Genomic DNA, 15,375 nt, shown 5'->3' on the forward strand with positions numbered 1-15,375 from the left:
CCCCGCTCCAGTACGTTTACGACCCCGCCCGGTTGGGAACCCCAGCACTTCACGCGCTGGACACGGAGCCCCGGACCGGATGGGAAAACCGACTCAGAACTTCTGATAAAGTCGGAACCGCCGGAAAGGGGAACGCGGAAGCGGGAACCTGGAAAGCACCGAGGAAATCGGGTCGAGAAAAGATCTGATAGAGTCGGAAACACCGAAGGGAAGCGCCCGGAGGAAAGCCCGAGAGGGTGAGTACAAAGGAAGCGACCGTTCCTTGAGAACTCAACAGCGTGCCAAAAGTCAACGCCAGATATGTTGATACCCCGTCCATCGGATCACCGATGGTCGAGGTTCCTTTGAAAAAACACAGCGAGGACGCTGAGGACGACCGGACTATTCCTCCGGTCGTTCCGCTCCCGTGTGTGTCTCACCGGCTGAATTATTTTTTGGCCGAGTAAACATTCACGGAGAGTTTGATCCTGGCTCAGGACGAACGCTGGCGGCGTGCTTAACACATGCAAGTCGAACGATGAAGCCCTTCGGGGTGGATTAGTGGCGAACGGGTGAGTAACACGTGGGCAATCTGCCCTGCACTCTGGGACAAGCCCTGGAAACGGGGTCTAATACCGGATATGACCGTCTTGGGCATCCTTGATGGTGTAAAGCTCCGGCGGTGCAGGATGAGCCCGCGGCCTATCAGCTTGTTGGTGAGGTAATGGCTCACCAAGGCGACGACGGGTAGCCGGCCTGAGAGGGCGACCGGCCACACTGGGACTGAGACACGGCCCAGACTCCTACGGGAGGCAGCAGTGGGGAATATTGCACAATGGGCGAAAGCCTGATGCAGCGACGCCGCGTGAGGGATGACGGCCTTCGGGTTGTAAACCTCTTTCAGCAGGGAAGAAGCGAGAGTGACGGTACCTGCAGAAGAAGCGCCGGCTAACTACGTGCCAGCAGCCGCGGTAATACGTAGGGCGCAAGCGTTGTCCGGAATTATTGGGCGTAAAGAGCTCGTAGGCGGCTTGTCACGTCGGTTGTGAAAGCCCGGGGCTTAACCCCGGGTCTGCAGTCGATACGGGCAGGCTAGAGTTCGGTAGGGGAGATCGGAATTCCTGGTGTAGCGGTGAAATGCGCAGATATCAGGAGGAACACCGGTGGCGAAGGCGGATCTCTGGGCCGATACTGACGCTGAGGAGCGAAAGCGTGGGGAGCGAACAGGATTAGATACCCTGGTAGTCCACGCCGTAAACGGTGGGCACTAGGTGTGGGCAACATTCCACGTTGTCCGTGCCGCAGCTAACGCATTAAGTGCCCCGCCTGGGGAGTACGGCCGCAAGGCTAAAACTCAAAGGAATTGACGGGGGCCCGCACAAGCGGCGGAGCATGTGGCTTAATTCGACGCAACGCGAAGAACCTTACCAAGGCTTGACATACACCGGAAAGCATTAGAGATAGTGCCCCCCTTGTGGTCGGTGTACAGGTGGTGCATGGCTGTCGTCAGCTCGTGTCGTGAGATGTTGGGTTAAGTCCCGCAACGAGCGCAACCCTTGTCCCGTGTTGCCAGCAGGCCCTTGTGGTGCTGGGGACTCACGGGAGACCGCCGGGGTCAACTCGGAGGAAGGTGGGGACGACGTCAAGTCATCATGCCCCTTATGTCTTGGGCTGCACACGTGCTACAATGGCCGGTACAATGAGCTGCGATACCGTGAGGTGGAGCGAATCTCAAAAAGCCGGTCTCAGTTCGGATTGGGGTCTGCAACTCGACCCCATGAAGTCGGAGTCGCTAGTAATCGCAGATCAGCATTGCTGCGGTGAATACGTTCCCGGGCCTTGTACACACCGCCCGTCACGTCACGAAAGTCGGTAACACCCGAAGCCGGTGGCCCAACCCCTTGTGGGAGGGAGCTGTCGAAGGTGGGACTGGCGATTGGGACGAAGTCGTAACAAGGTAGCCGTACCGGAAGGTGCGGCTGGATCACCTCCTTTCTAAGGAGCACTTCTTACCGGGTTTCGGCCTGGTCAGAGGCCAGTACATCAGCGAATGTCTGATGCTGGTTGCTCATGGGTGGAACGTTGACTACTCGGCGCTTTTCGGATGGCTCTTCTTCCTAGTACTGCTTCGGCGTGGAACGGATGAGAGGGCGGCGAGGGTGTCGGGCACGCTGTTGGGTGTCTGAGGGAATGATCTTCTCCTCAGTCGCCGGCCCCAGTGCACTCGGATCTTTGGTTCGGGGTGATGGGTGGCTGGTCGTTGTTTGAGAACTGCACAGTGGACGCGAGCATCTGTGGCCAAGTTTTTAAGGGCGCACGGTGGATGCCTTGGCACCAGGAACCGATGAAGGACGTGGGAGGCCGCGATAGTCCCCGGGGAGTCGTCAACCAGGCTTTGATCCGGGGGTTTCCGAATGGGGAAACCCGGCAGTCGTCATGGGCTGTCACCCGCTGCTGAACACATAGGCAGTGTGGAGGGAACGAGGGGAAGTGAAACATCTCAGTACCCTCAGGAAGAGAAAACAACCGTGATTCCGGGAGTAGTGGCGAGCGAAACCGGATGAGGCCAAACCGTATGCGTGTGAGACCCGGCAGGGGTTGCGTGTGCGGGGTTGTGGGATCTCTCTTCTACGGTCTGCCGGCCGTAGGGCGAGTTAGAAACCGTTGATGTAGGCGAAGGACATGCGAAAGGTCCGGCGTAGAGGGTAAGACCCCCGTAGTCGAAATGTCAGCGGCTTGCTTGAGAGACACCCAAGTAGCACGGGGCCCGAGAAATCCCGTGTGAATCTGGCGGGACCACCCGCTAAGCCTAAATATTCCCTGGTGACCGATAGCGGATAGTACCGTGAGGGAATGGTGAAAAGTACCCCGGGAGGGGAGTGAAATAGTACCTGAAACCGTGTGCCTACAAGCCGTGGGAGCGTCGGAATGTGCTTGCACATTCTCGTGACTGCGTGCCTTTTGAAGAATGAGCCTGCGAGTTTGCGGTGTGTTGCGAGGTTAACCCGGGTGGGGAAGCCGTAGCGAAAGCGAGTCCGAATAGGGCGTTTTTAGTAGCACGCTCAAGACCCGAAGCGGAGTGATCTAGCCATGGGCAGGTTGAAGCGGAGGTAAGACTTCGTGGAGGACCGAACCCACCAGGGTTGAAAACCTGGGGGATGACCTGTGGTTAGGGGTGAAAGGCCAATCAAACTCCGTGATAGCTGGTTCTCCCCGAAATGCATTTAGGTGCAGCGTCGTGTGTTTCTTGCCGGAGGTAGAGCACTGGATAGGCGATGGGCCCTACCGGGTTACTGACCTTAGCCAAACTCCGAATGCCGGTAAGTGAGAGCGCGGCAGTGAGACTGTGGGGGATAAGCTCCATGGTCGAGAGGGAAACAGCCCAGAGCATCGACTAAGGCCCCTAAGCGTACGCTAAGTGGGAAAGGATGTGGAGTCGCACAGACAACCAGGAGGTTGGCTTAGAAGCAGCCACCCTTGAAAGAGTGCGTAATAGCTCACTGGTCTAGTGATTCCGCGCCGACAATGTAGCGGGGCTCAAGCGTACCGCCGAAGTCGTGTCATTGCAGCATATAGCCCTAACGGGTGTTGTGATGGGTAGGGGAGCGTCGTCTGCCGGGTGAAGCAGCACCGGAAGGTAGTTGTGGACGGTTGACGAGTGAGAATGCAGGCATGAGTAGCGATTCACACGTGAGAAACGTGTGCGCCGATTGACTAAGGGTTCCTGGGTCAAGCTGATCTGCCCAGGGTAAGTCGGGACCTAAGGCGAGGCCGACAGGCGTAGTCGATGGATAACCGGTTGATATTCCGGTACCCGCTGTGAAGCGTCAAACATCGAGCATCGTGATGCTAAGGCCGTGAAGCCGCCCCGGAGCCTTCGGGCAAAGGGGAGTGGTGGAGCCGCTGAACCAAGCGGTTAGTAGGTGAGTGATGGGGTGACGCAGGAAGGTAGTCCATCCCGGGCGGTGGTTGTCCCGGGGTAAGGGTGTAGGCCGAGTGGTAGGTAAATCCGCCTTGCATACGGCTGAGACCTGATGCCGAGCCGATTGTGGTGAAGTGGATGATCCTATGCTGTCGAGAAAAGCCTCTAGCGAGTTTCATGGCGGCCCGTACCCTAAACCGACTCAGGTGGTCAGGTAGAGAATACCGAGGCGTTCGGGTGAACTATGGTTAAGGAACTCGGCAAAATGCCCCCGTAACTTCGGGAGAAGGGGGGCCACACCTGGTGAGAGCACTTGCTGTTCGAGCTGGGGGTGGCCGCAGAGACCAGCGAGAAGCGACTGTTTACTAAAAACACAGGTCCGTGCGAAGCCGTAAGGCGATGTATACGGACTGACGCCTGCCCGGTGCTGGAACGTTAAGGGGACCGGTTAGCTTCACTTCGGTGGGGCGAAGCTGAGAACTTAAGCGCCAGTAAACGGCGGTGGTAACTATAACCATCCTAAGGTAGCGAAATTCCTTGTCGGGTAAGTTCCGACCTGCACGAATGGCGTAACGACTTCTCGACTGTCTCAACCATAGGCCCGGTGAAATTGCACTACGAGTAAAGATGCTCGTTTCGCGCAGCAGGACGGAAAGACCCCGGGACCTTTACTACAGTTTGATATTGGTGTTCGGTTCGGCTTGTGTAGGATAGCTGGGAGACTGTGAAGCGGCCACGCCAGTGGTTGTGGAGTCGTCGTTGAAATACCAGTCTGGTCGTGCTGGATGTCTAACCTGGGTCCGTGATCCGGATCAGGGACAGTGTCTGATGGGTAGTTTAACTGGGGCGGTTGCCTCCTAAAGGGTAACGGAGGCGCCCAAAGGTTCCCTCAGCCTGGTTGGCAATCAGGTGTTGAGTGTAAGTGCACAAGGGAGCTTGACTGTGAGACCGACGGGTCGAGCAGGGACGAAAGTCGGGACTAGTGATCCGGCGGTGGCTTGTGGAAGCGCCGTCGCTCAACGGATAAAAGGTACCCCGGGGATAACAGGCTGATCTTCCCCAAGAGTCCATATCGACGGGATGGTTTGGCACCTCGATGTCGGCTCGTCGCATCCTGGGGCTGGAGTCGGTCCCAAGGGTTGGGCTGTTCGCCCATTAAAGCGGTACGCGAGCTGGGTTTAGAACGTCGTGAGACAGTTCGGTCCCTATCCGCTGTGCGCGTAGGAGTCTTGAGAAGGGCTGTCCCTAGTACGAGAGGACCGGGACGGACGAACCTCTGGTGTGCCAGTTGTTCTGCCAAGGGCATGGCTGGTTGGCTACGTTCGGGAGGGATAACCGCTGAAAGCATCTAAGCGGGAAGCCTGCTTCGAGATGAGGACTCCCACCCACTTGATGGGGTAAGGCTCCCAGTAGACGACTGGGTTGATAGGCCGGATCTGGAAGCCAGGTAACTGGTGGAGGTGACCGGTACTAATAGGCCGAGGGCTTGTCCTCAGTTGCTCGCGTCCACTGTGTTGGTTCTGAAACCACGAACAACCATTGTGCTGGTTGTCAGTTTCATAGTGTTTCGGTGGTTATAGCGTGAGGGAAACGCCCGGTTACATTCCGAACCCGGAAGCTAAGCCTCACAGCGCCGATGGTACTGCAGGGGGGACCCTGTGGGAGAGTAGGACGCCGCCGAACTCCTTTTAGAAAAGGTCGGATCCTGAACTTCGGTTCAGGGTCCGACCTTTTTCTGTTGTGCGTAACGTGTCGTTCACGTTGCGCGCCCAGCATCCCTCCCATGGGAACCTCCGAAATGCTCAGGGCGGCCGGCGTCGGAGCCGGAGACGAGGTCGTCGTACCGGCCTTCGGGAACGTCGAAGTGGCCCAGGCCGTCACCCTGGCCGGCGCGCTCCCGGTGTTCGCCGACATAGACCCCCTCACCTACTGCCTCGACCCGGCAGCCGTGGCAGCGGCCCTAACCCACCGCACCGCGGCCGTCGTTGTCGTCCACCGCTTCGGACGGCGGGCCGACATCCGACGGATGCACGCCCTCGGACAACGGCACCAGCTGCTGGTCCTGGAACACGGCGAACCCGAGGCGCCGTACGACGAGACCGCGCAGCGCCGGGAGCGGGCCGCCTACCTCGACGCCAAGCTGAAGGGCGTGCGCACCCCCGACGGCGGCGACGGACACACCTACCAGCAGTACGTCGTACGCGTCCCCGGCAACGGCCGGCCGGACCGGGACGCCTTCGCACGCGCCCTACGGGCCAAAGGCGTCGACTGCCGGGTGCCGGTCAAGACACCCGTGCACCGGCTGCCCGAATTCCGCCGGAACGTGTCCCTGCCGCAGACCGAACAGGCCGCCGACGAAACCCTCGCGCTGCCCGTCGAAGCCACCCTGACAAAGCGTGAGATGCAGCGGATCGCCGCCGCCTGCAACACCCTCGGCGGACTGCTCCAGCCCGCCTTCTGACCGCCCGCCGAACGAATTTGGGAAGTCAGGCCACTTCGGGGTACAGTTTTCTTGTCGCCGCGAGGGAAACCTCCAAAACGACAGGCCCCTATAGCTCAGTCGGCAGAGCGTCTCCATGGTAAGGAGAAGGTCAACGGTTCGATTCCGTTTGGGGGCTCAGCCAAAAAGACCCCGCCCGGATGGGCGGGGTCTTTTCGTATGCCCTCACGCGTCCCGGTGGATCCCCGGGACCCGCATCGCCAGAATCGCCATGTCGTCCGACGGAGCATCGGACGCGAAACGCTCCACCGCGCGCATGATCCGGGCAGCGACCGCACCCGCCGTCAAACCCGTGCAGGTCGTAAGGACATCGGCGAGACCATCGTCACCCAGCATCCGCGTGCCCTCCCGGCGCTCGGTCACGCCGTCCGTGACACAGAGCAGCACATCACCGGGATCGAGAGTGACCGTCTCCTCGTACAGCTCCAGGTCCTCGATCACGCCCAGCAGCGGCTGGGGTTCGGCGGCCGGAGTCACCGTGCCGTCCTGCCGCAGCCGAAGCGGGAGCGGATGGCCGGCGCAGACCACCTTCAACTCGGCACTGCCGTCCTCCTGCGGGCGCATCTCGCCGTACAGCAGCGTCAGAAAACGACTGCGGTCGCCCTCGTCCAGAATGGCCGAGTTCAGCCGCTCCAGGACCGCCGGACCGCTGAGGCCCTCGCGGGCCAGCAGACGCAGGGCATGCCGGGCCAGGCCGGTGACCGCCGCCGCGTTGGGACCCGTACCGCAGACGTCGCCGATGGCGAAACCGTAGGCGCCGTTGCCGATGGGGAACAAGTCGTAGAAGTCACCACCCACCTCGTTGCCCTCGCCGGCCGCGCGGTAGATGACCTCCACCTCCACGCCCTCGATGTCCGGCGTGCCCGGCGGCAGCAGACTGCGCTGGAGGGCCTGGCTGATGGCGGTGCGCTCCGAATACAGACGGGCGTTGTCCAAGGCCAGGGCGGCCCGGCGGGACAAGTCCTCGGCCAGCTCCAGGATCTCCTGCCGGAAGTGCTCGTCGGTGGGCTTGCCGAGCACCAGCATGCCGATGACCCGGTTGCGGGCCACCAGCGGCAGGACGACCGTTTCACCGCCGACGGCGGAGGCCGTCGCCAAGGTCGGACCGATACCCGAGGCGACCCGGTGCGTGGGACCACCGGCCAGGCCCAGGCTGCGCATCGAGGTGCGCAGGGCGGCCTGGTGGGCGACCTCGCCCGGAACCGTCCAGACACGGGCGCCGGGCGTCGGCACCGGGTCCGGCGGGGCGACCTTGGACAGCAACGACTTGATGCCGTCGATGAGTTCCTCGTCCTCGTGCAGGACATACGACAGATACGGCTCCGAGGCCTGGTCGGCGATGGTGTACACCGCGCACCAGGTGGCCAGCGTCGGAACCGTCATCTGCGCCATGAGGGCCAGCGTCTGGTCGCGGTCCAGGGTGCCGGCCAGCAGGTCGGACGCCTCGACCAGGAAGCTCAGGGAGCCGCGGCGCAGCCGCTCCAGCTCACCCAGGCGGGCCGACTCCACGGCGAGGGCGATCCGGTCGGCGGCGAACTGGAGGCGCAGCGCCTCCTCGTTCGAGTAGCGGCCCGGCGCCTCGGCCGCCACACCGAGGGAACCGGTGAGGCGCCCCTCGACCTTGAGCGGAACCGTGACCACCGAGCGCATGCCCGTGCCGGTCAGCAGCGGGACGGCGCCCGGGACGGCGCCGAGGTCGTCGTGGACGGCGGGCATGCGCGCCGAACCGTAGCGGCCGGGACCCGCCTCCACGGGAACGCGGGCGAAACGCTGGCGGGCGGAGGGCAACCCGGTGGAGGCACGCACCTCCAGCTCGGTCTCGTCGTCGGTCGCCAGCAGCAGGAACGCGGAGTCGCCGTCGAGCATGTCGCGGGCGCGCTCCACGGTGCGCTGGAGCAGACCGTCCAGGTCGTCCGGGGCGGGGGAGCCGATGAACACCTCGAAGGGGTCCGCGTTCTGGCCATCCTGCGCCGTGCTCTGGTCGCCGGCCGGGACCCGCGCGGGCGTCTGCAGCACGGCGCGCTCGTGGTCACGCACCAGCAGGCAGACGGTGGAGGGCTCGCCGCCGGTGTCGCGGACCCTGAGATGGGAGGCGTACACCTGGACGACCCGGCCGTCGGCGCCGCGAATGCCGTAACTGCCCTCCCAGCGGGAAAGCCGCAGGGCCTCGGCGACACCGGTGCCGGTACCCGGGGTGTGCGGCCAGGCGGCGAGTTCGGTGAGGGGCCTGCCGATGGCCTCGGCGGCCGGGTGGCCGAAGAGTTCCTCGGCGTCCTCGTTCCAGGCGGTGACGGCGCCCTTGCGGTCGACCTGGACGACGGCGACGCGGACCCGGCCGTCGGCCAGCGGAAGCAGATCGGTGGGGAGCGCGGGGCCCGCGGTACGGGTGCCGACCGGCCGCTCGGGCAGGTTCAGCTGGAACCAGACGTGCTTGTGGGTCGGGGTGTAGTCGACGCCCCAGCGGGTGGCGAGGGCCGCGCAGAGCTGGAGGCCGCGGCCGCCCTCGCGGTCGGGGCCGGCCATCGGGTGGGCGGAGGTCTGGAGCGGGACCTCGCGCTCGGGATAGTGGTCGGAGACCTCGATGCGCACACCGTCCTCGGTGCGCAGACAGAGCACCTCGGCGTGGGTGCCGGCGTGCACGACCGCGTTGGTCACCAGTTCGCTGGTGAGGACGACGGCGTCGTCGACGATATCGGCGAAGCCCCAGCCCTGGAGGGTGTCGCGGACGAAGGCCCGGGCGGTCGCCACGGATCGTCCGACGGGCTCGAAACTGGCGGCCGCGCGCGCGGTGATCACAGAACTCCTCGGCCGGTTGTCGTCGTGCGGGGCTGACCGGCCGGCCGGGTCGTGCCGCTGCTGCTGTGGCATCCGCGGGTCGGTCGGCCGCCGCTCCGGGGTCTGTCCCCCGGGAATCACTCCGGTGGTCATGGTCTGCGGCCGCCCCTCCGATGCCCGCTCGTTCTCGTGCCACCGCCCAGGCCGGTCGGGACCGGTGCGGCTGGACAGCCGGATGCAAGGTTACTTACCTTCGCGGTCCGAGCGGATGCCGGTCGCCGGTGTTTACCCCCCAGGGTGTGCGGACGATGTGCGAAGCTGCCGAACTGTTATGGCCTGGTTCGGGCAGGGTGAAACACTGGGCAAGCTTCTGATGAAGGTCGGGTCGCACCGCGTGTGTTCCGTGTACGACGGGCAGCAGCCCCTGGTGTGGCCGGATCTCGTCTGGCAGAAATACGCAGCAGTAACGGGTACGCGGACGTACCCGGTACGCCGATGACCGGCGTGCCGGGCCGAAGCGGCCGCATACGGCAGTAAGGGTCGATCCCCCGGGAGGGACACAGTGGAGTCTGGCGCAGCGACGCGTGGCACGAAGACGCGCGCGAAGGGCGGACCGTCCCTGGGCAGGAGCGGCGGTACCACCGAGGTGGACACCGCTGCCCTGAACCGCCTGCTGGCGGCTCTCGTGGCGATGCGCGACGGGAACTTCCGTAAACGGCTGACGGTGTCCGGGGACGGCGTGATGTCGGAGATCGCGGCGGTCTTCAACGAGGTGGCCGACCGCAATCTGCACCTGACCGGCGAGCTGGCGCGGGTGCGGCGGATGGTGGGCCGCGAGGGCAAACTCACCGAGCGGCTGGAGACGGGGGCCTGCGAGGGCTCCTGGGCGACGGCCATCGACCACTCGAACGCGCTGGTCGACGACCTGGTGCGGCCCGTGTCGGAGGTCGGCCGGGTGCTCACGGCGGTCGCGGAGGGCGATCTGTCGCCGCGCATGGAGCTGCGGGCGCAGGCGCCGGACGGCGGCACCGGGCATCCGCTGCGGGGCGAGTTCCTGAAGGTCGGCCGCACGGTCAACAACCTGGTCGACCAGTTGTCGACGTTCACCGACGAGGTCACGCGGGTGGCCAGCGAGGTCGGCACCGAAGGCAAGCTGGGCGGCCAGGCGCGCGTGCGCGGGATGTCGGGTTCCTGGAAGGACCTGACCGAGTCCGTCAACACCATGGCGGACCGGCTCACCGCCCAGGTGCGCGACATCGCCCTGGTGACGACGGCGGTCGCCAAGGGCGATCTGTCGCGCAAGGTGACCGTGCACGTCGCCGGCGAGATGCTGGAGCTGAAGAACACCGTCAACACGATGGTGGACCAGCTGTCCGCCTTCTCCTCGGAGGTCACGCGGGTGGCCCGGGAAGTGGGCACCGAGGGCATCCTCGGCGGCCGGGCGCAGGTGCCCGAGGTGGCCGGCGTGTGGCAGGAGCTGACCGACTCCGTCAACACGATGGCCGGCAACCTCACCGCCCAGGTGCGCGGGATCTCGCAGGTGACCACGGCCGTCGCCAACGGCGACCTGTCGCAGAAGGTGACCGTCCAGGCGCGCGGCGAGGTGGCGCAGCTCGCCCAGACCATCAACCAGATGACCGAGACGCTGCGGATCTTCGCGGACGAGGTGACGCGCGTCGCCAACGAGGTCGGCGCCGAGGGCCGGCTCGGCGGTCAGGCGAACGTGCCGGGCGCGGCGGGAACCTGGAAGGACCTGACGGACTCGGTCAACACGGTGTTCCGGAACCTGACCACACAGGTGCGGGACATCGCCGCCGTGACGACCGCGGTGGCCAGCGGCGACCTGTCGCAGAAGGTCACGGTGGACGTGGCCGGCGAGATGCTGGAACTGAAGAACACCGTCAACGGCATGGTGGACCAGCTGTCCGCGTTCGGTGCCGAGGTGACGCGGGTGGCGCGGGAGATCGGCGTCGAGGGCGAGCTGGGCGGCCAGGCGCAGGTGCCGGGGGCGGCCGGAACGTGGAAGGACCTGACGGACTCGGTCAACACGGCGTTCCGCAACCTCACCGGGCAGGTGCGCAACATCGCCCAGGTGACCACGGCGGTGGCCAACGGCGATCTGTCGCAGAAGGTCACCGTGGACGTCTCCGGCGAGATGCTCAAGCTGAAGAACACCGTGAACACCATGGTGGACCAGCTGTCGAGCTTCGCCGACCAGGTGACGCGGATGGCGCGGGACGTGGGCACCGAGGGCCGGCTGGGCGGTCAGGCGCGGGTGGACGGCGTCTCGGGTACCTGGAAGGAGCTGACGGACTCCGTCAACTTCATGGCCGGGAACCTCACGTCGCAGGTGCGCAACATCGCCCAGGTGACCACGGCGGTGGCCAACGGCGATCTGTCGCAGAAGATCGACGTCGACGCGCGCGGCGAGATCCTCGAGCTGAAGAACACGATCAACACGATGGTCGACCAGCTGTCCGCGTTCGCCGACCAGGTGACCCGCGTGGCGCGGGACGTGGGCACCGAGGGCCGGCTGGGCGGTCAGGCGCAGGTGCCCGGCGTCGCCGGCGTGTGGCGGGACCTGACGGACTCGGTGAACGGCATGGCCGGGAACCTGACGGCCCAGGTGCGCAACATCGCGCAGGTCGCCACCGCGGTGGCGCGCGGTGACCTCTCCCAGAAGATCACCGTGGACGCGCGCGGGGAGATCCTGGAGCTGAAGAACACCCTGAACACGATGGTGGACCAGCTGTCGTCGTTCGCCCAGGAGGTCACCAGGGTGGCCCGTGAGGTGGGTACGGAGGGCATCCTCGGCGGTCAGGCCGAGGTGCAGGGGGTCTCCGGCACCTGGAAGGACCTCACACAGTCGGTGAACTTCATGGCGAACAACCTGACGATCCAGGTGCGCAACATCGCCGAGGTCACGACCGCGGTCGCCAAGGGCGACCTGTCGAAGAAGATCACGGTCGACGCCAAGGGGGAGATCCTGGAGCTGGTCACCACGGTCAACACCATGGTCGACCAGCTGTCCAGCTTCGCCGAGCAGGTGACCCGGGTGGCGCGCGAGGTGGGCACCGAGGGAATCCTCGGCGGCCAGGCGCACGTGCCGGGTGTCACGGGCATCTGGAAGGACCTGAGCAACAACGTCAACCTCATGGCCAACAACCTGACCATGCAGGTGCGGAACATCTCCCAGGTGGCGGCGGCGGTCGCCAACGGTGATCTGACGCGGCAGGTGACGATCGAGGCGCGCGGTGAGGTCGCGCAGCTCGCCGACACCATCAACACCATGGTCAAGACGCTGAGTTCGTTCGCCGACCAGGTCACCAAGGTGGCCCGTGAGGTGGGCACGGACGGCATCCTGGGCGGCCAGGCGCACGTGCCGGGCGTGGCGGGCACCTGGAAGGACCTCACCGAGTCGGTGAACCAGATGGCGTCCAACCTGACCGGCCAGGTGCGCAACATCGCGATGGTCACCACGGCCATCGCCAAGGGCGACCTGACCAAGAAGATCGACATCGACGCGCGCGGCGAGATCCTCGAGCTGAAGACGACGATCAACACCATGGTGGACCAGCTGTCCAGCTTCGCCGAGGAGGTCACCCGGGTGGCCCGCGAGGTGGGCACCGAGGGCCAGCTCGGTGGTCAGGCACGGGTGCGGGACGTGGACGGCACCTGGCGGGACCTGACCGAGTCGGTGAACGAGATGGCCGGGAACCTGACCCGGCAGGTGCGCGCCATCGCGCGGGTGGCGACCGCGGTGACCCGCGGCGACCTGAACCTGAAGATCGACGTCGACGCGTCCGGCGAGATCCAGGAACTCCAGGACTACATCAACAAGATGATCGCCAACCTGCGCGACACCACGATCGCGAACAAGGAGCAGGACTGGCTCAAGGGCAACCTGGCCCGCATCTCCGCCCTGATGCAGGGCCGCCGGGACCTCCAGGACGTCGCGTCGCTGATCATGAGCGAGCTGACGCCGGTGGTCTCCGCGCAGCACGGCGCGTTCTTCCTGGCGATGCCGCTCATGGAGGGCGAGGCCGCAGGCGACGGCAAGAGCGCCTACGAGCTGCGGATGCTCGGCTCCTACGGCTATTCGATGGGCTCCATGCCGACGTCGTTCCGGCCCGGTGAGGCGCTGGTCGGGACGGCCGCCCAGGAGAAGCGCACCATCCTGGTCTCGGACGCGCCCAGCGGCTATCTGAAGATCTCCTCCGGGCTCGGCGAGGCCCCGCCGGCCCAGGTGATCGTGTTGCCGGTGCTGTTCGAGGACAAGGTGCTCGGCGTGATCGAGCTGGCCTCGTTCACGAAGTTCACCCAGATCCAGAAGGACTTCCTCAACCAGATCGCCGAGGTCATCGCGACCAGCGTCAACACCATCTCGGTCAACACCAAGACCGAGCAGCTGCTCAAGCAGTCGCAGGAGCTGACCGAGCAACTGCGGGAACGTTCCGAGGAGTTGGAGAACCGGCAGAAGGCGCTCCAGGCGTCCAACGCCGAACTGGAGGAGAAGGCCGAGCTGCTGGCCCGGCAGAACCGGGACATCGAGGTGAAGAACACCGAGATCGAGGAGGCCCGGCAGGTCCTGGAGGAGCGCGCCGAGCAACTCGCGGTGTCGATGCGCTACAAGAGCGAGTTCCTGGCCAACATGTCGCACGAGCTGCGCACACCGCTGAACTCGCTGCTGATCCTGGCCAAGCTGCTCGCCGACAACGCCGAGGGCAATCTCTCGCCCAAGCAGGTCGAGTTCGCCGAGACCATCCATGGTGCCGGATCCGACCTGCTCCAGCTGATCAACGACATCCTGGACCTGGCGAAGGTCGAGGCGGGCAAGATGGACGTCTCGCCGACCCGGATCGCGCTCGTCCAGCTCGTGGACTACGTGGAGGCCACCTTCCGGCCGCTGACCGCGGAGAAGGGCCTCGACCTGTCGGTGCGGGTCTCCCCGGAGCTGCCCGCGACCCTGCACACCGACGAGCAGCGGCTGCTCCAGGTGCTGCGCAACCTGCTGTCCAACGCGGTGAAGTTCACCGACTCGGGGTCGGTGGAGCTGGTCATCCGGCCGGCGGGCGCGGACGTGCCGCAGAAGATCCGGGAGCAGTTGCTGGAGGCCGGGTCGCTGACCGATCCGGAGGGCGAGCTGATCGCGTTCTCGGTGACGGACACCGGCATCGGCATCGCGGCCAGCAAGATGCGGGTGATCTTCGAGGCGTTCAAGCAGGCGGACGGCACCACCAGCCGCAAGTACGGCGGCACGGGGCTCGGCCTGTCCATCTCGCGGGAGATCGCGCAGCTGCTCGGCGGTGAGATCCACGCGCAGAGCGAACCGGGCCGCGGCTCCACGTTCACGCTGTACCTGCCGCTGTACCCGAGCGAGCTGCCGCCGCAGGGCTACCAGCAGTCCGTGGCCCCGCCGGAGGGCGGTGACCTGGGCGCCTCGGACGCGGAGCAGTCCTCGCAGCTGTCCGCCTCCGAGATCGAGACGCCGGCCGAGGTCAAGTCGTACATGGACATGCAGAACGGCCCCGCGGCGCTGTTCCGGCGCCGTCGGCGGAGCCTGCCGCAGGGGGAGCAGCGCGCCGAGCAGTGGACGGCGGTGCCCGAGCAGGACAGCGCGCCGCCGTCCGCGCACGGCGTGCTCTTCGGCGGGCAGAAGGTGCTGATCGTCGACGACGACATCCGCAACGTCTTCGCGCTCACCAGCGTCCTGGAGCAGCACGGCCTGTCGGTGCTGTACGCCGAGAACGGCCGGGAGGGCATCGAGGTCCTGGAGCAGCACGACGACGTGGCGGTCGTCCTGATGGACATCATGATGCCCGAGATGGACGGCTACGCGACGACGACGGCGATCCGCAGGATGCCGCAGTTCGCCGGGCTGCCGATCATCGCGCTGACCGCGAAGGCGATGAAGGGCGACCGGGAGAAGGCGATCGAGGCGGGCGCGTCCGACTACGTGACCAAGCCGGTCGATTCGGATCACCTGCTCGGCGTGCTCCAGCAGTGGATGCGGGGGAAGTGACGGGATCGGCCGACCATGCCGTGAACACCGGGGAACCCGAGGCGGGCGCGGGCAGCCGCCCGCCTAAGGTGGGTGCGGACGTATGGGAACGTGGGGTTCCGGGAACCATCCGGGTTCCCGCCGCGTTTCCGCTACGTGCGCGGTGACATCGCGGTGACAGGGTGTGGCGACGAGCGG

Annotated in this window: 3 protein-coding genes, 1 tRNA gene and 3 rRNA genes; 6 read left to right on the forward strand and 1 reads right to left on the reverse strand. The window is 65.2% G+C overall.

Going from position 1 to position 15,375, the window contains the following annotated elements:
* Positions 1-449 precede the first annotated feature (449 nt).
* The 5 genes from ACSP97_RS25965 to ACSP97_RS25985 all read left to right on the forward strand — a co-directional run bounded on the left by ACSP97_RS25965 (position 450) and on the right by ACSP97_RS25985 (position 6,519).
* Positions 450-1,974 (forward strand): 16S ribosomal RNA (locus ACSP97_RS25965).
* A gap of 301 nt (positions 1,975-2,275) precedes the next feature.
* A 23S ribosomal RNA gene (locus tag ACSP97_RS25970) occupies positions 2,276-5,395 on the forward strand.
* Positions 5,396-5,467: 72 nt separating this feature from the next.
* Positions 5,468-5,584, forward strand: a 5S ribosomal RNA gene (rrf, locus tag ACSP97_RS25975).
* Together the 16S, 23S and 5S rRNA genes form the textbook arrangement of a ribosomal RNA operon.
* A 115-nt stretch (positions 5,585-5,699) precedes the next feature.
* Positions 5,700-6,362 carry a DegT/DnrJ/EryC1/StrS family aminotransferase gene (locus tag ACSP97_RS25980; RefSeq protein ID WP_358272496.1) on the forward strand — a complete coding sequence of 221 codons (663 nt, stop codon included), beginning with the start codon at positions 5,700-5,702 and terminating at the stop codon, positions 6,360-6,362.
* 84 nt (positions 6,363-6,446) lie between these two features.
* A tRNA-Thr gene (locus tag ACSP97_RS25985) sits at positions 6,447-6,519 on the forward strand.
* A 47-nt stretch (positions 6,520-6,566) separates the two neighbouring features.
* Here the strand turns inward: ACSP97_RS25985 and ACSP97_RS25990 are convergent.
* Positions 6,567-9,329 (reverse strand): SpoIIE family protein phosphatase, encoded by a 2,763-nt coding sequence (locus tag ACSP97_RS25990; RefSeq protein ID WP_388292857.1) that lies wholly within the window; start codon positions 9,327-9,329, stop codon positions 6,567-6,569.
* 409 nt (positions 9,330-9,738) lie between these two features.
* Between ACSP97_RS25990 and ACSP97_RS25995 the strand changes: the two genes are divergently transcribed.
* Positions 9,739-15,198 (forward strand): HAMP domain-containing protein, encoded by a 5,460-nt coding sequence (locus ACSP97_RS25995; protein ID WP_355328361.1) that lies wholly within the window; start codon positions 9,739-9,741, stop codon positions 15,196-15,198.
* The last annotated feature ends 177 nt before the right edge of the window (positions 15,199-15,375 follow it).

Origin of the sequence: Streptomyces sp. SCPE 10 (assembly GCF_051980735.1) — a bacterium.
In the GTDB taxonomy this organism is placed as follows: domain Bacteria; phylum Actinomycetota; class Actinomycetes; order Streptomycetales; family Streptomycetaceae; genus Streptomyces; species Streptomyces misionensis.